Origin of the sequence: Paraburkholderia sp., assembly GCF_036488795.1 — a bacterium.
Classification (GTDB): domain Bacteria; phylum Pseudomonadota; class Gammaproteobacteria; order Burkholderiales; family Burkholderiaceae; genus Paraburkholderia.
In genome coordinates, this window is the sequence record NZ_DASXHA010000083.1 from 1 (window position 1) to 21953 (window position 21953).

Annotated in this window: 17 protein-coding genes and 1 riboswitch; of the genes, 9 read left to right on the forward strand and 8 right to left on the reverse strand. The window is 64.1% G+C overall.

Going from position 1 to position 21953, the window contains the following annotated elements; genetic code table 11:
* Positions 1 to 1554, forward strand: a 1554-nt coding sequence (locus VGH41_RS11025; RefSeq protein WP_331597451.1) for an FUSC family protein, incomplete at its 5' end; no start/stop codon positions are given.
* Positions 1555 to 1661: 107 nt separating this feature from the next.
* Here VGH41_RS11025 and VGH41_RS11030 read toward each other — a convergent pair.
* On the reverse strand, positions 1662 to 1859 hold the full coding sequence (locus VGH41_RS11030) for a hypothetical protein (protein WP_331597452.1): 198 nt from the start codon (positions 1857 to 1859) through the stop codon (positions 1662 to 1664).
* Positions 1860 to 2046: 187 nt separating this feature from the next.
* On the reverse strand, positions 2047 to 2529 hold the full coding sequence (locus VGH41_RS11035) for an Lrp/AsnC family transcriptional regulator (protein ID WP_331597453.1): 483 nt from the start codon (positions 2527 to 2529) through the stop codon (positions 2047 to 2049).
* Between the two features lie 130 nt (positions 2530 to 2659).
* Here VGH41_RS11035 and VGH41_RS11040 point away from each other — a divergent pair, with 130 nt between their 5' ends.
* Positions 2660 to 3298, forward strand: coding sequence for a cysteine dioxygenase family protein (locus VGH41_RS11040; RefSeq protein ID WP_331597454.1), 639 nt, complete (start codon positions 2660 to 2662; stop codon positions 3296 to 3298).
* Positions 3299 to 3432: 134 nt separating this feature from the next.
* Here the strand turns inward: VGH41_RS11040 and VGH41_RS11045 are convergent, their stop codons facing one another.
* The 4 genes from VGH41_RS11045 to VGH41_RS11060 form a co-directional block, all read right to left on the reverse strand.
* Positions 3433 to 6075, reverse strand: a complete 2643-nt coding sequence (locus VGH41_RS11045) for a mechanosensitive ion channel family protein (protein ID WP_331597455.1) — start codon at positions 6073 to 6075, stop codon at positions 3433 to 3435.
* A gap of 119 nt (positions 6076 to 6194) precedes the next feature.
* Positions 6195 to 6842, reverse strand: coding sequence for an NAD(P)-dependent oxidoreductase (locus VGH41_RS11050; protein WP_331597456.1), 648 nt, complete (start codon positions 6840 to 6842; stop codon positions 6195 to 6197).
* Positions 6843 to 7011: 169 nt separating this feature from the next.
* On the reverse strand, positions 7012 to 7467 hold the full coding sequence (locus VGH41_RS11055; protein ID WP_331597457.1) for an Rrf2 family transcriptional regulator: 456 nt from the start codon (positions 7465 to 7467) through the stop codon (positions 7012 to 7014).
* Between the two features lie 100 nt (positions 7468 to 7567).
* On the reverse strand, positions 7568 to 8038 hold the full coding sequence (locus VGH41_RS11060; protein WP_331597458.1) for a hypothetical protein: 471 nt from the start codon (positions 8036 to 8038) through the stop codon (positions 7568 to 7570).
* Positions 8039 to 8245: 207 nt separating this feature from the next.
* Here VGH41_RS11060 and VGH41_RS11065 point away from each other — a divergent pair, with 207 nt between their 5' ends.
* Both VGH41_RS11065 and VGH41_RS11070 read left to right on the forward strand, forming a co-directional pair.
* Positions 8246 to 8827, forward strand: coding sequence for a DJ-1/PfpI family protein (locus VGH41_RS11065; RefSeq protein WP_331597459.1), 582 nt, complete (start codon positions 8246 to 8248; stop codon positions 8825 to 8827).
* Positions 8828 to 8961: 134 nt separating this feature from the next.
* Entirely contained in the window at positions 8962 to 9285 is a 324-nt protein-coding gene (locus tag VGH41_RS11070) for a hypothetical protein (protein ID WP_331597460.1), read from the forward strand.
* On the opposite strand, the gene VGH41_RS11075 is transcribed toward VGH41_RS11070, so the two are convergent.
* Entirely contained in the window at positions 9257 to 10945 is a 1689-nt protein-coding gene (locus VGH41_RS11075) for a sensor histidine kinase (protein WP_331597461.1), read from the reverse strand. The two genes, VGH41_RS11070 and VGH41_RS11075, sit on opposite strands and share 29 nt — an antisense overlap.
* A gap of 402 nt (positions 10946 to 11347) precedes the next feature.
* Positions 11348 to 11408: riboswitch (Fluoride riboswitch) on the forward strand.
* 76 nt (positions 11409 to 11484) lie between these two features.
* On the opposite strand from VGH41_RS11075, the gene crcB reads away from it, so the two are divergent.
* From crcB to VGH41_RS11100, 5 genes are all read left to right on the forward strand, one after another.
* Positions 11485 to 11865 carry a fluoride efflux transporter CrcB gene (gene crcB / locus VGH41_RS11080; protein WP_331597462.1) on the forward strand — a complete coding sequence of 127 codons (381 nt, stop codon included), beginning with the start codon at positions 11485 to 11487 and terminating at the stop codon, positions 11863 to 11865.
* A 517-nt stretch (positions 11866 to 12382) separates the two neighbouring features.
* Positions 12383 to 13219, forward strand: coding sequence for an IclR family transcriptional regulator (locus tag VGH41_RS11085; RefSeq protein WP_331597463.1), 837 nt, complete (start codon positions 12383 to 12385; stop codon positions 13217 to 13219).
* Between the two features lie 380 nt (positions 13220 to 13599).
* Positions 13600 to 15018, forward strand: coding sequence for an MdtA/MuxA family multidrug efflux RND transporter periplasmic adaptor subunit (locus tag VGH41_RS11090; protein WP_331597464.1), 1419 nt, complete (start codon positions 13600 to 13602; stop codon positions 15016 to 15018).
* 16 nt (positions 15019 to 15034) lie between these two features.
* Entirely contained in the window at positions 15035 to 18169 is a 3135-nt protein-coding gene (locus VGH41_RS11095; protein ID WP_331597465.1) for an MdtB/MuxB family multidrug efflux RND transporter permease subunit, read from the forward strand.
* 3 nt (positions 18170 to 18172) lie between these two features.
* Positions 18173 to 21502 (forward strand): efflux RND transporter permease subunit, encoded by a 3330-nt coding sequence (locus VGH41_RS11100; RefSeq protein ID WP_331597466.1) that lies wholly within the window; start codon positions 18173 to 18175, stop codon positions 21500 to 21502.
* A gap of 195 nt (positions 21503 to 21697) precedes the next feature.
* Here the strand turns inward: VGH41_RS11100 and VGH41_RS11105 are convergent.
* Positions 21698 to 21953 (reverse strand): IS66 family transposase (locus VGH41_RS11105; protein WP_331597467.1); only part of this gene is annotated, 256 nt, incomplete at its 5' end.

Below are 21953 nucleotides of genomic sequence, written 5' to 3' on the forward strand. Positions count from 1 at the left end.
GAGCTGATGCGCAAGCACGATATGCCGGCGAAAAACCCGGAGGCTTATTCGGCGGTGTCGGCCACCTTCCGGCGCATCTGGAGCGCCACGCGGCTGATCGACAAAATGCGCAAGAGCCTCTCCAGCGAGGCGCGCACCACGGAAACCGAACTTCGTCTGGACCAGGCGCTGTCTCGCTTCGTATCGAGCCGGCGCGTGCCGTTCGGACAGATTTTCTCGAATCTGACGATGGCCTCGCCGAGTTTCCGGCACGCGCTACGCGTGACGATCGCGGTGGCCGTCGGTTTCTGGCTGGGGCGTCTGCTGCCGCTCACCAATGCATACTGGATCGTGATGACCACCGTCATTATCCTGAAGCCCGGCTATTCGCTCACCAAACAGCGCAACGGACAGCGGATCGTCGGCACGCTGATCGGCTGCACGGCCAGCATCGCGCTGATCGTCTTCGTTAAATCGCCGCACATCCTGATGGTCGTGATGTTTGCCTCCATGGTGATGAGCTATAGCCTGCTGCTGTTCAATTACGCGGCCAGTGTGGTGTTCACATCGTCGTACGTGCTGCTGATGTTCCATCTGCTTGCGCCAGGCAGCATGCGGATCATCGGCGAGCGCGCCATCGACACGGTCGTGGGCTGCGCCATCGCGATTGCCGCCAGCCATCTGTTCCCCTACTGGGAATACCGGCTGATGGGCAAACTGGTCAACAGCATGATTGCGGCGACCCGTCAGTATCTCGAAGCGAGCTGGTGGTGGAGCGGCAAGCCGTCCGCCATTGCCGCTGCGGTCGTGACCGAGGCGGGCGCCTTCGCACCCGCCGCCGCCATGGCCGATCCAGCGGCGGCGTTTGGATCTGCCGGCTTCGGTGCCGCCGCGCTTGCGCCGGCGGCGAGCCGTGCCGCGGATACGGCGGTTGCCCCGGCCAAATCTCCGTCCTCGAACGGGCCGGCAACGGCACTTGCCAGCCCTGGCGTCACAGCCGCCGCATCGGGAACAACGCCGGCAACCCCGGCCGCCACGACCGGTACTTCGGCGACACCCGCCGCTTCGGCCGCGTCCATCGCACTGGAGCGCGATTACCGCTACCGGCTCGCCCGCAAGAACGTGCACGTCGCGTTCGCTAACCTGGGGCAGGCATTCCAGCGCATGATGCTCGAGCCGAAGGCGGCACAGAAGTTCGTCCCGGAACTCAATGACCTGCTCGTGCGCAGCCACGCGCTGGCATCGCAGATCACGGCAGCGGCGCCGCTGTTGCGCACGTCGGCGCAACAGCAGGAAAGCGTGTCGCTTCAACCGCTGCAACGTGTGCTGAGCGTGGTTCGGGACAATCTTACGGAGGCCGAGGCCGGAACCGCGCTGCCGCCCGATTACGCCGAGCTGACGAAGCAACTCGGGCGTGAACTTGATGCGATGGTCGTGGAGGCCGAGAAGTCGGCGGACAATTCAATGGAGGCCATGCACGACCTGAAGCTGCTCGCGCATCAGTGCAAGCAGATGCTGGCAGCGGCCAATCTGATCCGCCGGGATGCCAGCGTGATCCGTCTGCCGGATGAATGACCTGCGCTAATGGCGCTGACGCGACCAGCTAGTGGCGCTCACGCGAGCGAACTGGCCCGGCGCGGGAGGGGATTCACGCCATGCCGGAGCAGCGCGCCACTCGCCGATTATTGCGAAGCCGCGCCGCTCGCAGCGGCAGCCGCTGCAGCCTGGGACGCGACATTAGGTACTTCCGCATTCTGGCGGTCGAAGTCGCGTTTGCCTTCAATGGCGTTGTAGAAGAGCGTCGCGATGACCAGCAGCACGGCGACCACGATAAATACGGCGATGCCGAAGGTCGGGTTCTTCTTGCGTGGTTCGTTCATGTGGCGGCTCGACTAACGGGTAAGGATCAGGGAGGCTGGCATTCTACGCTGACGCGGCCTGCAGCAGCTTGCACATGGCTTGCAGCCGCATAATCCGGACCCGCCCGTGAACGGCGCGCGCTGCGCCCTGCGTCATCGTCTGGGCGGCTCCGGCCTGGTGCCTGCCAACGCGGCCACCCGACAATACTCAACGCGTTTCAGTCACCGCGGCGGCCCGTACTGGGAGTGCCGTCGAATATTTGATCTGCTCCATCGCGAAGCTCGAACTGACGTCGTAAAGCGGCACCGCGGCGATCAGCAGTTTGTAGACGCGGTCGTAATCGTCGATATCCGACACCACAACGCGCAGCAGGTAGTCCGTCTCGCCGCTCATGCGGTACACCTCGACCACCTCGGGGATGTCCTGCACCGCGCGCGTGAAGGTCGCGGCCCACGCTTCGGTGTGCTGGTTGGTACGCACGGCAACGAACACCGTGGTCCCAACCCCGAGCTTGCGCGCATCGCACAGTGCCACCTGCGCACGAATCACGCCGGCCTCCTTGAGCCGCTGCAGCCGCTTCCAGCAAGGTGTCTGCGACAGGTTCACGCGTTGCGCCAGTTCGGCGATCGGCATGGTCGCGTCTGCCTGGAGCAACTCGAGCAGCTTGCGGTCGATGATATCCATTCCCATGAACACCCCTATCTAGAAAATTATTCTACTTTTTCTTGTCGAAGGGGAATTATATGAAAACTCTTTCTCCGTGCAAACCGGTATAAATATCCCCATCCGATCAACTTGAGCCGCGAGTCTGGCAGCCGCCATGAGCCACCCTAACCAACCGTCCGTCGTCGACCGCCTCACGCCCTCGCAACCGCATGGTTCTGCCGTCTCCGGACGCGCGCTCGCGCGTCTTTGCGACGCGCTCGATACCTTGTTCGTTCAATCCTCCCACGCCGCTGATCCGTCGCAACGCGCGGCATTTGCGCAAGGAGTGCGGGCGGCACTCGCCGAAGCGGCCGCCGCTCCGGCCTTGCTCGCCCCCGCCCAACGCGAAGGCGCCAGCGACATTTATCGCCGCCACCTGCTCGCCGCCGATCCGCACGGGCGCTATGCGATTGCCGCACTGGTCTGGATGCCGGGACAGGCGAGCCCCATCCACGCGCATCGGACATGGTGCGGCTACGTGGTATTGGACGGCGCGTTGACGGAAACGGTATATACGTGGAACGCGGCACAGCAGTGCGCCAGCGAAACCCGCACGCATCCGCGCGCGAGCGGCGCGGTGTCCTTCGTGCAAGCGGGCCGTGGCGGCATTCACCGGCTGGGCAATGCGAGCGACGCGCCGGCGGTCTCCTTGCATGTCTACGGTGTCGAAGGATCGCAGATCGCTACGCATGTGAACGACCTGCTGCACGTCGCGGCTCCAACCCTGCCCAGCGCTGAACGCGCCCACGCCTGAATTGCGGCGCAGACCGCTGCTGCGGCCTGCCAGTGTCCGACACCAGCTCTCAACCGGACGCGCGTCTCAAGCGGATGGTGGTCAGATGCAACGCGCGCCAGGGCGGAGTACGCGCTGCGCGTCCCACCGCCCAACTAGCTCTTGCCCCCTTCACCCGCGGTCGGAATCTGCGGCGGGATCGGCGCGGTCTGCCCGGTCGGCGCCGGCGCCGGCCGCGGCTCATGCGACACATCGCGGGCCGCGGCTACGGCGAGGCCCGCCGCCCGGCTGCCAGCAGTGCCGGCATGCGACGCGTGAGCGTGAGGATGAGCGTGCTCGGGCATCGTCACATCGTCCGGCACATACACGCTGCCCGGCATCTCGTCCTCCGCCAGCGGCTGACCTTCGTTGTCCTTCGCCGAGGTGTACACCCGCATCTGCGGTACGGGAATCTCAATACCGGCTTCGTCCATCTTGCGCTTCAGGCGCACATTGAACGCGCGCGCTACGCTCCACTGCTGGAGCGGCCGGGTCTTGATCTGTCCTTTCACCACCATCCAGTTCGGATCGAAACGGTCGAGACCCCACACTTCGATCGGACCCAGCATCTCGCGCCGATAGCGGAAGTCGGCCATCAGATCCGCGCCCACTTCGCGGATCAGTTGCGTGACCTCGTCGACATCCGCCTTGAAGCCCATTCGCACTTCGAATACCGCGTAGGCGAAATCGCGCGACAGGTTCTTGACGATCTTGATCTGCGAAAACGGAATGGCGTGGATCGCGCCCTGCCCGTCACGCAGACGCACCGTGCGAATCGACAGGTGCTCGACGGTGCCTGCGTGGCCGCCGTCGACATCGATCCAGTCGCCTACCGAAATGGTGTCCTCGATAATGATGAACAAACCGGTAATCAGGTCGGTCACCAGCGACTGCGCGCCAAAACCGATCGCCAGACCGATCACGCCCGCGCCGGCCAGCAGCGGCGTCACGTTGATGCCGAGGTTCGCGGCGGTCACGATGCCGGCAATCGTCACGATCGTCACCAGCAGCGCATTGCGCACCAGCGGCAACATGGTGCGGGCGCGCGTGCTCGCGTTGTTACGCGACTTGTTGCGCGGACCGCCCGGGGTCAGCGCTTCTGTGATGGCGGTATCCACCAGAATCCACAGCAGCCACGCAATAAATAGCGTGGCGAGAATCGCCACGACCGCATGTGCGATGCCGCGCGCCGCGACGTTTTCCTCGATCACGCTCGCGAGCGACACGCCCCACAGGCGCGCCGCCAGCTCAAGAAAGGCCAGCCAGATGAACAGCGTGAGCAGCGTGCCGACGAAGCGCAGCAGCCGCGTGAGATACGGCGAGCGGCGGCGTCTGCGGTGGTCGCGCGGGCGCGTCACGCGCAACACGATGGCCGACAGGAAGAAGGCCAGTACCAGCAGCAGCGCCGTCACCACGGAGATCTGCAGCACGTTCTCGTTCGAACCCGAACCGCCGAGCGTGGCGATCACCGACGCGCTCGCCAGCAGCAGCACCGGCACATGCCAGAGCGAGGCGAGGATGTCGAACGCGTCGGTTGCGGCTTTGTGGTTGTGCCGCGTGTCGTACCCGCGATTGCGAATCAGGTGCGCAACCGGCCTGCGGAACGCGAGCGCGAAATAGGCGGTCAGCACCGCAGCGGTCATGTTCGCCACGGTCGAGACCAGTTCCGCGAGATTCGACCCGAGTTGATGCGCGACGTCGTAGTTCACCGCGGCGTCGCCCAGCGCGCCGCACACCCCGATCGCGAACAGCAGCCGGCGCGCGTGGTCGATCAGCAGACGCACCGCCGTGCGCCGGTGGCCCGAGCCGAACAGCGAAAACATGATCAGACAGATCGCGGAGAACACCGCGCCCGCGACGATCGCGTAGGCCACCACCATGCCTAGCGTGCGGCCGAGTGCGTCGGGCATGGCCCGCGCGAAGATCAGCGCGGCCAGAAAGGCGACGATCCACGGGCCGACGCGCCGCAGCGCGAAGATCAGCAGTTCGCGGGTGGTGGGATTCGGTTTGAGCCCGAATTCGATCCCGTAGCGCTGATGCAAACGGCGCTGCAGATAGATCAGTCCCCATGCGCAGGCGCCCCAGCCGGCAAGCATGGCGACCATGTCCAGCAGGATCGTGCCGAGACTCTCGCGGCCCTGGCTCGAGACAATGGTGTACAGCTCGTTGGCGGCAGCATTGAAACGGCCGCCCCAATAGCGCAGCGGCGTACGTCCCTCGTGCACGCCGGATTCGAATGTCGCGATGCCCGAGGCGATCGCCCCCAGCAAGCCGGGGCTCGGCTGGGCGGGCGCGGGCGGCGCAGCGGTGCGGCTGACGTCGCGCAACTTCTTCAGTTGTGCGACGAGTGCCGTGCGTTGACGGTCGTTGTCGAGCGTGGAAATCACGCTATCGAGCGAGCGGGCCAGTTCCGCCTGGCTTGCGGGCGACGACGCGGAAGCCGCGTCCGCCGCCGACGCCCCCGATGCCGGCGTAGGCGTCACCGTCGCGCTGTTGATCAGGCTTTGCAAGGCGGGGATCACCGGCGTGCCCGCGGCCTGCGCCACAGCGGGCGTCCACGCAAAACACGCCGCCACGACGAGCCACACGCTCAGTGGCAACGCCAATAACCCGGACCAGACACGCGCCGACCCGCGACGCGGCCTATGTGCGGCGCGACGGCGCAGAGAATGAACGGCGGTGTGAATCCTGCGAATGGCCCGATACCCGCCGGTAAACGGCGCAGCCTCGGACTCACACCGCTTCGGGCATGACTTCATGGCAATCCGTAACAAAACGGGAGACGCCAAGTGTAGCCGCACTTGCCGCGGCAGCGCATAACCATGCGTAACCGAATGTTAGGACGCTTGCGCGTGCCCGTCCGATGTGGGATTCGCCCTCAATACCCGAGCGTCGCGATCTGGCGCACGAAGCGCCCCTGTTCGAGTTCGTCGACGAACGCGATCGCGTAGTCTTCGGCCGAAATGCGGCTGTTACCGGCGGCGTCGACGATCAGCGTATCCGTCCCGGTGCGAAACGTGCCGGTGCGCTCACCCGGGGCGATCAAGGCGGCCGGCGCGAAGACAGTCCAGTCGACCCCGCTCACCGTGCGGTAAAAGCCGAGCGCATCGCGATGCGCCAGCGCCACCGCCTTATAGGCCTCCGGAAAGCCCTCGGTATCGACCAGTTGCTTGCCCGGTGCGACCTCCAGCGAGCCTGCGCCGCCCACCACCACGAGACGCTTTACGCCCGCCGCGCGTACCCCTTCCACAAGCGCCCGCGAGGCTGCGAGGACCACTTCGGCGTCATCGGGCGGCGGCGCATACGCGCTCGCCACCACGTCATGGCCCCGCGCGGCAGCAGCGACGCTGGCGGCATCCAGAATGTCAGCCTCACGCGCCTGCAGGTTGGGGATGCCGGCCGGCACACGTGCCGGGTTGCGCACGAACGCCGTGACCTGATGACCACGTCGCGCGGCTTCGGCGGCAATTCGCGAACCGATCATGCCGGTTGCACCGAACAGTGCGATCTTCAACGTCTTGCTCATTTGCATGCTCCTGTGATGGCTTTATATGTAACCATGTTGATTACATATAAGACCGAAAAAAGAGGGGTTTAACCCCTTGCTCATGATTGCGGCGAATCCCTCCCGCAGACTGGACCGCCGTACCACATTCTCATGTTGTCACGCGCGCACCGGCCACGAACCGCATTTTCTATCCCGCCTGACGCCGCTTGCGTTCGCGTTGACGTTCCGCCTTGACCACGTCTGCCGTGGCATCGGCAAGCGTGCGGCCTGCCAGTGATGCCTCCATGGCCTGTTGCGCCTCGCTGATGATGCCGCGCAGCACGTCCTGAATATTGCGCCCCACCATGCATGCCGGGTTCGGTTCCTCGCGATGCAGTGCGAACAGTTGCGCGTCATCAACCGCCCGATAGATGTCCAGCAGCGTAATGTCCTGTGCCGGTCGCGCCAGCAATGCGCCGCCGCCCGCGCCGAGTTGCGCCGTGGTGAGCCCCGCGTCGGCCAGCATGGTCAACAGACGCCGGATCAGCGCCGGATTGGTATTCACGCTGCCGGCAATCAACTCCGACGAAAGCGGCACGCCCTCCTGCAACGACAACAGCGCCAGCACATGGACCGCAAATGCGAAACGGCTACTGGTATTCACACCACCCCTGCATGACGGCGATTATATGTAACCATGCTAATTACACTTAACGGCCGTGTCAAGCTGGCCTCGCAGCGCGCCATCGGCCATTCGGGCGGCATCATTTGTCCATCTGTTTCTGTGCGTCGCTGCTGTCGCTGTCACTCGATGCGGCCGTTGCGGACGAAGCGGACGTGGTCTCGTTCGACCACTCCTGCAGCTTGTGGCCCGCCACTTCCAGGCCGCCGCCGGTCACGGATGCGGCCTTGGCGAGACCGGCGTTGGTCGCGCTGGCGGCGCTCTGCAGGTTGGCCTGCGCGGTCGACGCGAGCGCCGAAGGATCGATGGTGATCGTCGGCGCCGACGCCGACTGGAGGTTCTGCTCCGCGGTGTCCTTCGCTGTGTCGACCTGCTGGCCGACATAGCTTGCCGCCTGGTTCAGCGATTGGCCGGCCTGCTGCGCGGCGCTGTCCACCTTGGCGGCGACCTGCCCCGCCGCGGCGTCGTTTTTCTGGCACGCGGCGAGCGCGCCGAGCAGCGCGACGGCAAATGCCGCGCGGCGCACCAGAGGATGGCGTGTGAATGAAGTCATGTGGGAATGTGCGCCGCGCCGGGCGGCTTCTGCATACGGAAACGATGCAATGATACGCCGTTGCGCCCGACGCTCTCCAATTGCGGCGTGGCAAGGCGCTTTCGTGCGCGGCAAGCTGGACTTCGCCATTGACGCTGAACGGTCAAATACGTTGGAGTAGACTGACTGCCCGTTCGATGTGTTCCGCTGTTCAACTGGAGGCATGCGATGGCAGCAAAGAAGATTCTGTTCCTGACCGGCGATTTCGCCGAGGATTACGAAACAATGGTGCCGTTTCAGGCACTGCAGGCCGTGGGTCACGTGGTCGACGCGGTGTGTCCGGGCAAGTCCGCGGGTGAGCGCATCAAGACCGCCATTCACGACTTCGAAGGCGATCAGACCTATACCGAGAAACCAGGCCACCAGTTCACACTGAACGCGTCCTTCGACGATGCGGACCCGGCCCAGTATGACGCACTGGCGATTGCCGGCGGTCGCGCGCCTGAGTACTTGCGGCTCAATCAGAAAGTCATCGATGTCGTGCGGCAGTTCGCGGAACAGCGTAAGCCGATCGCCGCGATCTGTCATGCCGCCCAACTGCTCGCCGCCGCCGACGTGATCCGCGGCAAACGGATTTCCGCTTACCCGGCCTGCGCACCGGAAGTGAAGCTCGCGGGCGGCGAATATGCGGACATCCCCGTCGACGCCGCGGTCACCGACGGCAACTTCGTCACGGCCCCCGCGTGGCCTGCTCATCCTGAGTGGCTGAGGCAATTCCTCGTGGTGCTCGGCACGCGTATCGAACTCTGAGTGCATCGCATTGCTGCGCGCCGCCGGATTGCAATCCGCGCAATCCGGCGTCCCTCCACGCAATTGAGACTCGTCCGATAGTTCGCAGAAACAGGCCTTTCTATAGTCAGCGGTTGACTTTGGAGCGCCTTTATATGGAACTGACAGACTGGCTCGTCATTCTCGCGGCCGCGCTGTTCGCGATTGCTTTCATCTGCGGCCGTGCACCGGCCGGCTGGTCCCTCGAAAACCGCGCGCGCCGCTTCACCGGCATGCGCCTTCTCGTACAAGCCGCGCTCGCGCTGTGGGGCGCCCTGCTGATTCTCGTGCGTGGCCTGTTCGCTTTCGACGGGCTGCTGGGCCTGCGTCCCGCGCCGCACATCATTCTGGTCGGCGTCGCTGTGCTGGTCTTGTGCGGCTGCTACTGGTCGATTCGCGGCAGCAAACTGCTCAAGCCGCGCCGGCTGTTCGCCGCATAGTGAGCCCCGCAGCTGCCGTGGCCAGTGCCGGCGGCTCTTCACGCGGCGGGCGCATTTCGGCTTCCGGAAGTGACAGATAGAAGGTCGTTCCCTCTCCCTCGGTCGACTCCGCCCAGACGCGGCCACCGTGCCGCTCCACCACGCGGCGCACCAGCGCGAGGCCGATCCCCTCACCGGCCGCTACCGAGCCGTGCAAACGCTGAAACGCGTTGAACAGACGCGGCATGGCGACGGCGGGAATGCCGAGCCCATTGTCCTTCACGTAGAAAATGCGCAAGGAGCGCACGCCGGGCGGTGCGGGTGTTGTGCCGATTTCCACGCGCCCGTCGCGCGACGCATCCAGATAGTTGATCGCATTGCCGACGAGGTTCGCAAACACCTGCTCGAGCGCGGTTGCGTCGCCCCATACCGCCGGCAGCTCATGCACGATGATGCGTGCGCTTTTCGCCCGGATCGACACCCGCATCGCGTCGATCACGCGCTGCACGATGTCGCTCACCTGCACCTGTTGGCGCCGGTATTCGACGCGACCCACGCGCGAGAGCCGCAACAGTGCGTCGATGATATGCGATGCGCGCAGCACCGCCGTCTGCAGATAATGCAGCGCCTCGCCGATATCGTCATCGACGAGCCGTTCGATCAATTGCCGCCGCTCCGGCGTGAGCGACGATTGCCGGACCGCCGCGCGCAGATCGTCGCACGCATGAATCAGCTCTTTTGAAAAACCCTGCAGATTGACGAGCGGCGCACGCAGATCGTGCGACACGCTGTAGATGAACATCTCGTTTTCCTGAGTCTGCTGCCGCAGCGTTTCGTTGATATGAGTCAGTTCGTTCGCGCGCCGCGCCAGATCCGCCTGGAAGCGCGCCTGGATGCGTTCGGCCTCGAGCAGCCGCCGGCTGGTTTCGTGCAAGGTCAGATCGAGACGCCCGATTTCGTCGGAACCGGGGCCGATGGGCGCGAGCGGCTCGTTGCTGGCAAGCCGTGTGGCATTGTCGGACAGCAGCGCGAGACGGCCGCGCACGCCGCGCGTGAAGAGCCAGACGGCCAGCGCCACGAACACCAGTGAACCTAATACGGCCGCCACCAGCAGGATCAGTTGCTGGTCGCGCGCGGCGTCGGCCTCGACTGAACGCTGCGCGTCGAGGCGGCGCTCCTCCGCCTGGAACGCGGCGATCTGGACGCGAAAACGGTCCAGCACGTCGGTGTTCGCCAGATCGCTGAAACGCGCCACGACATCGCGCCGACGCCCCGAATGCAACAGATCCTGCACGCGGTCTGCCCATTGGCGGTAAGCCTGCACGGACTGGCGAATCTGCGCGGCGCGCTCGACCTGCGCCGGGTTGTCGGCAACCAGCTCGGTCAGCTGGTCGATGCGCCGGTCGATGTCGGTCCAGAGCGTCAACGACGGGGCCATGTTGGCGTTGACGTTGACGTTGGCACCCGTGCGATCGGCGAGCACGACACCGCGCAAGCGTACCGAATCGAGCAGAACCGGCTCGAGAATGGAGGTGGTCTGGCGCAGCACTTCTTCGCTGTGGGTTGCCCAATGCTCCGCCTGTGCGGCATCCACTTGTGCCTTGACCAGTCCTGACAGCAGTGCAAGTTCGAACACGGCCGGAATCGCGATTAGCAACAGCCCTTTGGTCGTCAGTCTCATGCGTACGCGAAATCGTTCTGGTAGCCCGGCAGGCCGCGCTGGGGACAGTGCATTATGTCGGCGTTTTGCGACTAAGACAAAGGCTGCCATTGCGTGGCCGCGCGCACGCCCAGGAAGACAAATTCAAAGGCGCCGACCTGTCGATTCACAAGATCTCCTCGACGCCGCAGCGGGAAAGCGTCGGCTAGACGCGGTCGGCTAGATGCGCACGGCTAGGTGCGCACGGTTAGCGATCAGCCGGACCCGGTCGACTAGACGCGGCCTCGCAGACGCGCTGCACGGGTCGGCTGCTCTGCCGACCACATGCCGCGCGCCGACGCCAGTTGCCACGCTGCCCGACAGTTGGCCCAACGTGCGCCTCAGCCATTACCTGTCCCCCAATACCCGGCGCCAGTGATAAACTGGCGCGCTGGAGATGGCATTCTCCATAACCGCCTTTTTGGCTGATGATGCCTGCTTCGCCCGGATGACTGCGGACGCGGCATTGCGTCTGCGCTCAGCCCGGTTTGTCGACCTCTCGACTTCGCCAAACCCTTTCTATGTATTTATCTATTCTCGCCGTCGGCATTGGCGGCGCATTCGGTTCGCTGTTCCGCTGGTTTCTGGGCATTCGCCTGAACGGACTGTTTCCTGCGATACCGCTCGGTACCCTGGCCTCCAACATAATTGCCGGCTACATCATCGGCGTCGCGGTGGCGGCCTTTGCCCGCTTGCCGGACATCGCGCCCGAATGGCGGCTATTCGTCATCACGGGTCTGATGGGTGGCCTGTCTACCTTCTCGACCTTCTCCGCCGAAGTCGTGCAACGCTTGCAGGATGGCCGGCTCGGCTGGGCGGCGGGGGAAATTGCCATCCACGTTTCGACTTCGCTGGTGATGACCGTACTAGGGATCGCCACTGTGTCGCTGGTGACGCGTTAAGCGTACGTTAGGGCATACTCTGTTCACTCTGTGGGATAGAGGGCGCGCACCGACGCGAGGCGCGCTGCGCCTGCCGCCGCATCTCAGGCGACTTGCGGAAAAAAAAGGCGTCACGTTGCCGTGACGCCTTAAAAAGTTCTAGCCATTCCGAGGGCCGTGCTAGAACCTGAGAGAGGGGATTCGAAAGCAAAGCCGGGCGGTCGAAGCACCGCGGTTGCACCGCTGCAAGCTTACAGGGCCCGGCTGGAAGCACGCCAGGCCAGAGCCCAAGCTTGCAGCAAAAGTTGCACGCAGGCCTTTCTTTCGAAATGAGATTCCATTTTTTATGGTTATGCTGACTAAGTCAAGCAAAATCTCGCGACCGGGTCCTCTGCTCGAAAAATCGTTCTACTACAACGAATTGTCATACCAATTAGGGCTTGCGTAGGTCATCATCATAAGTGTTCGACAGTGCCGCGGACCGTTCGGTGTAGCCGCACGGTCTTGAAAATCGAAACGAAGTTCCAGAAAAATTGACATGACCCAGCATTCGACGTCATCCCGCGTCGGCGACGCGCTGAAAGAAAAAGACGGCTCCGGCGACGAAGTCACCGCGCTTGCCCGCGGCCTGACTGTGCTGCGCAGCATCGCCGCCGCCGATGCGCCGCTCAGCAACCGCGAACTGACCGAACTGACCGGCATCCCCAAGCCGACGGTGTCGCGCATCACCGCCACGCTCGTCAGCGCCGGCTTTCTGTTCCGCCTGCCCGACAGCGAGCGTTTCGTGCTCACCTCGTCCGTGCTGGAGCTGAGTAACGGTTTTCTGCGTAACTTCGATATCCGCTCGCGCTCGCGGCCCTTCCTGATCGAACTGGCCGAAAGCACCTCGCTCTCCGTTCACCTCGCCGTGCGCGATCGCCTCGACATGGTGGTGATCGACGCCATCAAACCTCGTTCCGCCGTCCTCGTATCGCGGCTCGAAATCGGTTCGCGGATGAATCTGAGCCGCACTGCCGTCGGCCGCGCCTATCTCGCGGTACTCGCCGAGCCTGAGCGCCAGAAGCTGCTGCTGGGCCTGCAAGCCGCCGAAGGGGACGACTGGGGGCATATCAGCAGCCGGCTCGAAAACGCCTTGCACGAAACCGCCACCCACGGCTTCGCGATCGCGACCGGCGAATGGCACGAGGGATTGAACGCGATCGCCGCCGGCTTCATCGGGCCGTCCGGCGAGCGCTATGCTGTCAATTGCGGCGGCTCGGCGCAACAGTGTCCGCGTGACTGGCTGATCGCACGCGCGGCTCCGCTGCTGCTCGAATGTATCGGGAAGATCGTGCTGGAGATCGGCGGCGCGCCGGGGCGGCGCCTCGATAACTAGAACTGCCGCACACCGGCTCCGGACGGCAACGCGGCGCCCGCTCGAAGGTCCGCGGCATGCCGTGCGGGGCGCTGTTACTTTCGTAATCGATCGAAAAATACGCCGCTGGACGATCTGGAAGGCTGGGACGTAGCATCATGCTTTCCGGGCTTGCGCGCCCAAGCCGGTCTGCCGCACTGCCCGCCTGACTGTCACGCACTTGCTTTAGCCTAAGATCCTTTTCCTGCGCATCGCGTAGCCTCGCGCTGAACAAGTGCGTTGTGTACGCTGTCGAACCAGGCCGGCATTCATGCCGGTCCGCGGTGATAACAGAACATACCGGTGTCGAAACAACTTTTCGGACACCTGCTCAACTTCTCGCCAGCCACCTGACCGAATCGATGGACGAACAACAAAAGCAACCGGAAACGTCACGCACCCATGCCCCGTCTGGCCAGCCTTCTACGGGATCGCCCTTGCCCAGCGGCGGCGGCAAAGGCGGAGGTAAGCGGCATCGGGGGCGCACCATCGGTCTGATCGTCGCGGCACTCGTGGTGGCCGGCATCGTGCTGATCCGCTGGCATCCATGGGGCGGCGACCCGGACCCAGCCGCCCATGCGCCGGCGGGCGCCAGCAGCGGCGCGCATGCAGGCCGCCGCGGCGGCCCGGGCGGATTCGGCAACCTGCCGCAACCGGTGCACGTCGCCACCGCCACGCAAGGCGAGATGCCGGTCGTCGTGACCGCGCTCGGCACCGTCACGCCGCTTGCCACCGTCACCGTGCAGAGCCAGTTGAGCGGCGTACTGCAAACGGTCGCCTTCGAAGAAGGCCAGATGGTCAGGAAGGGCGATCTGCTCGCCCAGGTCGACCCGCGCCCGTATCAGATTTCGCTGGAAAACGCCGAGGGCGCGCTCGCACGCGACGAGGCGCTGCTGCAAACCGCGCGCCTCGACTTGAAACGCTATCAGACGCTGCTTTCGCAAGATTCGATTGCGAGCCAGCAGGTCGACACCCAGGCCTCGCTCGTGCGTCAGTACGAAGGCACCGTCAAGTCGGACCATGCGAATATCGACACCTACAAGCTCGATCTGATCTACGCCCGCATCACCGCGCCGGTGTCGGGCCGCGTCGGCCTGCGCCAGGTGGACGCGGGCAATTACGTCACGCCCAACCTGACCAACGGCATCGTCGTGATCACGCAACTGCAGCCTATCAGCGTGATCTTCACGACCTCGGAAGACAATCTGCCGCAGATCATGAAGCAGGTGCAAACGGGCCAGAAACTGTCGGTGACGGCGTACGACCGCAGCAACACCACTTCGCTCGAAGGCGGCGTGCTCGAAACGCTGGACAACCAGATCGACACGACCACCGGCACGCTCAAGCTGCGCGCCAGCTTCAAGAACGAAAACAACCTGCTGTTCCCGAACCAGTTCGTCAACGCGCGGCTGCTGGTCGATACGATTCACGATGCGGTGATCGTGCCGACCTCCGCGGTGCTCAACGGCTCGATGGGGCAGTTCGTGTATGTCGTGAAGCCCGACAACACCGTCACGGTGCGCCCCATCAAGATCGGGCCGGTGGACGGCGAGCGCACCAGCATCGCGTCAGGTTTGCAACCCGGCGAGCGCGTCGTGATCGACGGTTCGGACCGTCTGAAGGAAGGCGCGAAGATCACCATTCCGGCGGACCGTCCGCGCGGCGCCTCGGGTGCCCGGGGCGCATCCGGCGCGTGGGGAGCACACGGCGCGTCCGCTCCGTGGGGCGCCTCCGGCGCGCGCGGTCATCATCACAAACACGCGGCGCAAGCGTCGGAATAAGGCTCACTGAAACCGCATGAATCCATCCCGCGCCTTTATTCTGCGCCCGGTCGGCACCGCCCTTCTGATGGCGGCGATCATGCTGGTCGGGCTCGTCGCGCTGCGCTTCCTGCCGCTGTCGGCGTTGCCGGAAGTCGACTACCCGACCATCCAGGTGCAAACCTTCTATCCGGGCGCGAGCCCGGATGTCATGACTTCGTCCGTCACCGCGCCGCTCGAACGGCAGTTCGGGCAGATGCCGTCGTTGAACCAGATGTCGTCGCAAAGCTCGGCGGGCTCGTCGATCATCACGCTGCAGTTCAGTCTCGACCTGCCGCTCGATATTGCCGAACAGGAAGTGCAGGCGGCCATCAACGCGGCGGGCAACCTGCTGCCGTCCGACCTGCCCGCGCCGCCGATCTACGCGAAGGTGAACCCGGCCGACGCGCCGATCATCACGCTCGCCCTCAGTTCGAAGACGATGCCCTTGACCGAGGTGCAGGACCTGGCCGACACCCGTCTTGCGCAGAAGATTTCGCAGGTGGCGGGCGTGGGTCTGGTAAGCCTTTCGGGTGGTCAGCGCCCCGCCGTGCGGATTCAGGCGAATCCCCGCGCGCTGGCTGCGTACGGCCTGAATCTGGACGACCTGCGCACCACCATCTCGAACCTGAACGTCAATACGCCGAAGGGCAATTTCGACGGTCCGACGCGGGCCTACACAATCAACGCAAATGACCAGTTGACCGACGCCGACGCCTACAAGAGCGCGGTCGTCGCGTACAAGAACGGCCGCCCGGTGATGCTGACCGACGTGGCCAGCATCGTCCAGGGCGCGGAAAACACCAAGCTGGGCGCCTGGGTCGATTCGACGCCCGCCATCATCCTGAACGTGCAGCGGCAGCCGGGCGCGAACGTGATCCAGGTGGTGGACAGCGTCAAGGCGCTGCTGCCGCAGCTGCAGCAGTCGCTGCCGGCGGCGCTCGACGTGCAGATCGTCACCGACCGGACCACCACGATCCGCACGTCGGTGCGCGACGTGCAGTTCGAACTGCTGATGTCGGTGGTGCTGGTGGTGCTGGTGATGTACCTGTTCCTCGCCAATTTCTATGCCACCATCATCCCGAGCCTGTCCGTGCCGCTGTCGCTGATCGGCACGCTGGCCGTGATGTATCTGTGCGGCTTCTCGCTGGACAATCTCTCGCTGATGGCGCTGACCATCGCCACCGGCTTCGTGGTCGACGACGCGATCGTGATGATCGAGAACATCGCCCGTTACGTCGAGGCAGGCGAATCGCCGCTGGAGGCCGCGCTCAAGGGTTCGAAACAGATCGGCTTCACGATCATTTCGTTGACGGTATCGCTGATCGCGGTACTGATTCCGCTCCTGTTCATGGGCGACGTGGTCGGGCGTCTGTTCCACGAGTTCGCCATCACGCTCGCCGTGACCATCGTGATTTCGGCGGTCGTCTCGCTGACGCTGGTGCCCATGATGTGCGCGAAGCTGCTGCGCCACACGCCGCCGCACGAGAGCCACCGCTTCGAAGCGAAGGCGCACGCGTTTATCGACTACGTGATCGCCCGTTATGCCGTGGCGCTGACATGGGTGCTCGAGCGCCAGCGCTCGACCCTGGTGGTCGCGCTGCTCACGCTGGTGCTGACCGTGGTGCTGTACGTGTTCATTCCGAAGGGCTTCTTCCCGGTGCAGGATACCGGCGTGATCCAGGCCATCACGCAGGCGCCGCAATCGGTGTCGTATCAGTCCATGGCCGAGCGTCAGCAGGAACTGGCCGCGCAGATTCTGAAGAATCCGGATGTGGACAGTCTCACGTCGTTCATCGGCGTGGACGGCAACAACATCACGTTGAACAGCGGCCGCATGCTGATCAACCTGAAGCCGCGCGACGACCGCAAGCACACCGCAAGCGACGTGATCCGCCAGTTGCAGCAGGACGTGGCGCACATTCCCGGCGCGGCGCTGTATATGCAGCCGGTGCAGGATCTGACCATCGACGCCACGGTCAGCCCCACGCAATACCAGTTCATGCTGACCGATCCGAACATCAGCGAGTTCTCGACCTGGGTACCGCGGCTGATGGAGCGCCTGAAGCAGGCGCCGGAACTGGCTGACGTGGCCACCGACCTGCAGGAGAACGGCCAGTCGGTGTATGTGCAGATCGACCGCGCCACCGCGTCGCGTTACGGCATCACGCCGGCTACTGTCGACAATGCGCTCTACGACGCATTCGGTCAGCGCATCATTTCGACCATCTTCACGCAGTCGAACCAGTACCGCGTGATTCTGGAAGCGCAGCCGGACGTCCAGCACTACACGGACTCTCTGAACGCGATCTACCTGCCCTCCTCCACCTCCACGGGCGGACAGGTGCCGCTGTCGTCGATCGCGAAGTTCGTCGAACAACCCGCGCCGTTGCTGGTCACGCACCTGAGCCAGTTCCCGGCCACCACCGTGTCGTTCAACCTCGCGCCCGGATCGTCGCTCGGCGCCGCCGTGAAGGCGATCAACCAGGCGCAACGGGACATCGGCCTGCCAGCCTCGTTCCAGACCCGCTACCAGGGTGCGGCGCTCGCGTTCCAGGCGTCGCTTGCCAACGAGCTGTTCCTGATTCTCGCCGCCATCGTCACGATGTATATCGTGCTCGGCGTGCTGTACGAAAGCTTCATCCATCCGATCACGATCCTGTCGACGCTGCCTTCGGCCGGCGTCGGCGCGTTGCTCGCGCTGCTGATGACCGGACACGACCTCGACATCATCGGCATCATCGGCATCGTGCTGCTGATTGGTATCGTGAAGAAGAACGCCATCATGATGATCGACTTCGCGCTCGAAGCGGAGCGCGAACAGGGCAAGCCGGCGCGCGAGGCGATTTACCAGGCGTGTCTGCTGCGCTTTCGGCCCATCCTGATGACGACCATGGCCGCCCTGCTCGGCGCGCTGCCACTGATGCTCGGCACCGGCGCCGGTTCGGAGTTGCGCCGCCCGCTCGGCATCGCGATTGCCGGCGGCCTGATCGTGAGCCAGTTGCTGACGCTGTTCACGACGCCGGTGATCTACCTCGCGTTCGATTCGCTGGCCCGGCGCGTGCGGGAACGCCTTCAGCGGGGCGCCGCGAACCGCCGCACACCGCCGCCTGCCACCGACGCGGGGAACTGAGCGATGAACCTGTCGCGTCCGTTTATCTCCCGGCCCGTCGCCACCACCTTGCTGGCGATCGGCATCGCGCTGGCCGGCGCGTTCGCCTTCACGAAGCTGCCGGTCGCGCCGCTGCCGCAGGTCGATTTCCCGACCATCTCCGTGCAGGCCACGCTGCCGGGCGCGAGTCCGGAGACGGTGGCCACCAGCGTGGCAAGCCCGCTGGAACGGCATCTCGGCTCGATTGCCGACGTTACGGAGATGACCTCGCAAAGCTCGGTCGGCTCGTCGCGCATCACGTTGCAGTTTGGCCTGAACCGCGACATCGACGGCGCCGCGCGCGACGTGCAGGCCGCCATCAACGCGGCGCGCGCCGACCTGCCCGCAAGCCTGCGCAGCAATCCGACCTACCACAAGGTCAACCCCGCCGACGCGCCGATCCTGATTCTCGCGCTGACGTCCAACACCTTGACGGCCGGACAGCTGTACGACTCCGCCGCCACCGTGCTGCAGCAGTCGCTCTCGCAGGTGGACGGCATCGGCGAAGTGGATGTGAGCGGTTCCGCCAACCCGGCGGTACGGGTCGAACTGGAACCGCAGATGCTGTTCCACTACGGCATCGGCCTCGAGGATGTGCGCGCTGCTCTGGCAGCGGCGAACGCGAACAGCCCGAAAGGCTCGATCGAGTTCGGGCCGAACCATGTGCAGATCTATACCAACGACCAGGCGAGCAAGGCATCGCAGTACAAGGACCTGATCATCGCCTACCGGAACGGCGCGGCGGTGCAGCTGTCGGACGTTTCGGAGGTGGTCGATTCGGTCGAAGACCTGCGCAACCTGGGTCTTTATAACGGCAAGCGTTCGGTGCTGGTGATTCTTTACCGCCAGCCAGGCGCGAACATCATCGACACCGTCGACCGCGTCAAGGCGATGCTGCCGCAGCTGAAGGCGTCGCTGCCGGCGGACGTCGACGTGGCGCCGACCGTCGATCGCTCGACGACGATCCGCGCGTCGCTAAAGGACACCGAGCACACGCTGATCATCGCGGTGGCGCTGGTCGTGATGGTGGTGTTCCTGTTTCTGCGCAACTGGCGCGCCACGCTGATCCCGAGCGTCGCGGTGCCGATTTCGATCATCGGTACGTTCGCCGCGATGTACCTGATGGGTTTTTCGATCGACAACCTGTCGCTGATGGCCCTGACGATTGCAACCGGCTTCGTGGTCGACGACGCGATCGTGGTCCTCGAAAACATTTCGCGGCACATCGAAAACGGCGTGCCGCGCATGCAGGCCGCCTTCCTCGGCGCGCGCGAGGTGGGCTTCACGGTGGTGTCGATCAGTATTTCGCTGGTCGCCGTGTTCCTGCCGATTCTCCTGATGGGCGGCATCGTCGGACGCCTGTTCCGCGAATTCGCGCTGACGCTGTCTCTCGCGATCGGTGTGTCCTTGCTCGTCTCGTTGACGCTGACCCCGATGATGTGCTCGCGCCTCCTGAACGAGCCGCATGAACGTAGGGAGGAAGGACGTTTTGCGCAGTGGCTGGAGCGCGGCTTTCTGTCGATGCAGCGCGGTTACGAGCGCACGCTCGGCTGGTCGTTACGGCATCCGCTCCTGATCCTGCTGGTGCTGGTCGCGACGATCGGCCTGAATATCTGGTTGTACGTGATCATCCCGAAAGGCTTTTTTCCGCAGCAGGACACCGGGCGGATGGTGGGCGGCATTCAGGCTGACCAGGCCACGTCGTTCCAGGGCATGAAGGGCAAGTTCGCCGAAATGATGAAGCTGGTCGGCGAGAACCCCGGCGTGGACAGCGTGGTCGGCTTTACAGGCGGACGGCAGACCAATTCCGGCTTCATGTTCGTGCAGCTCAAGTCGAAACCGGGGCGCAAGCTGTCCGCGGATCAGATCATTCAGCAATTGCGCGGACCGCTGTCCGACGTGGCGGGCGCGCGCACCTTTCTGCAGGCGGTGCAGGACATCCGGGTGGGCGGGCGGCAATCGAATGCGCAGTATCAGTTCACCCTGCTCGCCGACTCCACGACCGACCTGTACAGCTGGGGACCGAAGCTGACCGAGGCGCTGCAGGCGCGGCCCGAGCTCGCGGACGTGAATTCGGACCAGCAGCAAGGCGGTCTGGAATCGATGGTGACGATCGACCGAGCGAGCGCGGCGCGGCTGAACATCCAGCCGGCGCAAATCGACAATACGCTGTATGACGCGTTTGGCCAGCGTCAGGTGTCGACGATCTACAACCCGCTCAACCAGTATCACGTGGTGATGGAAGTGGCGCCGAAGTACTGGCAGAGCCCCGACATGTTGAACCAGGTGTACATCAGCACGTCGGGCGGCAGCGCGAGCGGCGCGCAGACCACCAACGCGACCGCGGGAACGGTGACGGCGCTCACGGCGAACACCAACAGCACGAACGCATCGAGCGGCGGGACGGCGGGCACGACCTCGTCGAGCGCGGCGGCGATTGCAGCGGATTCGGCGCGCAATCTGGCAATCAACTCGATTGCGGCGAGCGGCAAGTCGAGCGCCTCGTCTGGGGCTGCGGTGTCGACCTCGAAGGAGACGATGATTCCGTTGTCGGCGATTGCGAGTTTCGGGCCGGGCAGCACGCCGTTGTCGGTAAATCATCAGAGCCAGTTTGTGGCCTCGACGATCTCGTTCAACTTGCCGCCGGGCAAATCGCTGTCGGACGCGACCCAGGCGATCTACGACACGATGGCGCAGATCGGCATGCCGGGCACGATACACGGCAGTTTTCAGGGGACGGCGCAGGCGTTTCAGCAATCGCTATCGGACATGCCGCTGCTGATTCTGGCGGCGCTGGCGGCGGTGTATATCGTGCTGGGGATGTTGTACGAGAGTTATATCCATCCGCTGACGATTTTGTCGACGTTGCCTTCGGCGGGTGTGGGGGCGTTGCTGGCTTTGCTGCTGTTTCAGACCGAGTTCAGCATCATTGCGCTGATTGGGGTGATTTTGCTGATTGGTATTGTGAAGAAGAACGCGATCATGATGATCGATTTTGCAATTGAGGCCTCCCGGCAGGGCTTGTCTTCCTATGATTCGATTCACCAGGCCTGTTTGCTGCGGTTTCGACCGATCATGATGACGACTTTTGCAGCGCTGCTTGGCGCGTTGCCGCTGGCGTTTGGCAATGGAGATGGGGCGGAGCTGCGCGCTCCGTTAGGGATTGCTATTGTTGGCGGGCTTATCGTTAGTCAGGTTTTGACGCTGTATACCACTCCCGTGGTGTATCTGTTCCTGGATCGGATGCGGGTTCGAATTGAGACTGGGCGCCGGCGGCGCGGCGGTGATCGGTCTGCTGTGCAGGGGAATGGTTAAGGTTTTGGTTTTTTTTTGCCTCTGCGGCGCTTGGGTTGTTTGCCTACGGCGTTGGCCTTTCCTTGCATTCTTATCGGTCTATTAGCTTCGCCCCAGTACTGTTTGCCTACGGCGTTGGCCTTTCCTTGCATTCTTATCGGTCTATTAGCTTCGCCCCTGTGCGGGGCGGCACCTACTTTCTTTGCCGCCGCGTAACTATTCAGCAGCCGGAAGCGGTGAAACGACGAATCCGGCAAAGGCCAGGGTGAGCGCGTCGATCAGCGAACGGTTCTGTTTGCGCAGGGTGGCGAGGTAGGAGCGGATCGTACATAAGGCTTGCATGCCCGACACAGCACGGAAACACCCCGAGATTTTCTGTTTGAGCTTGGGCATGCGGATATCGCGTTCGGCCTGGTTGTTATCGAACGGCACCCGGTGATCGGCAATGAAACGCCACACTTCGGTGGCCTGC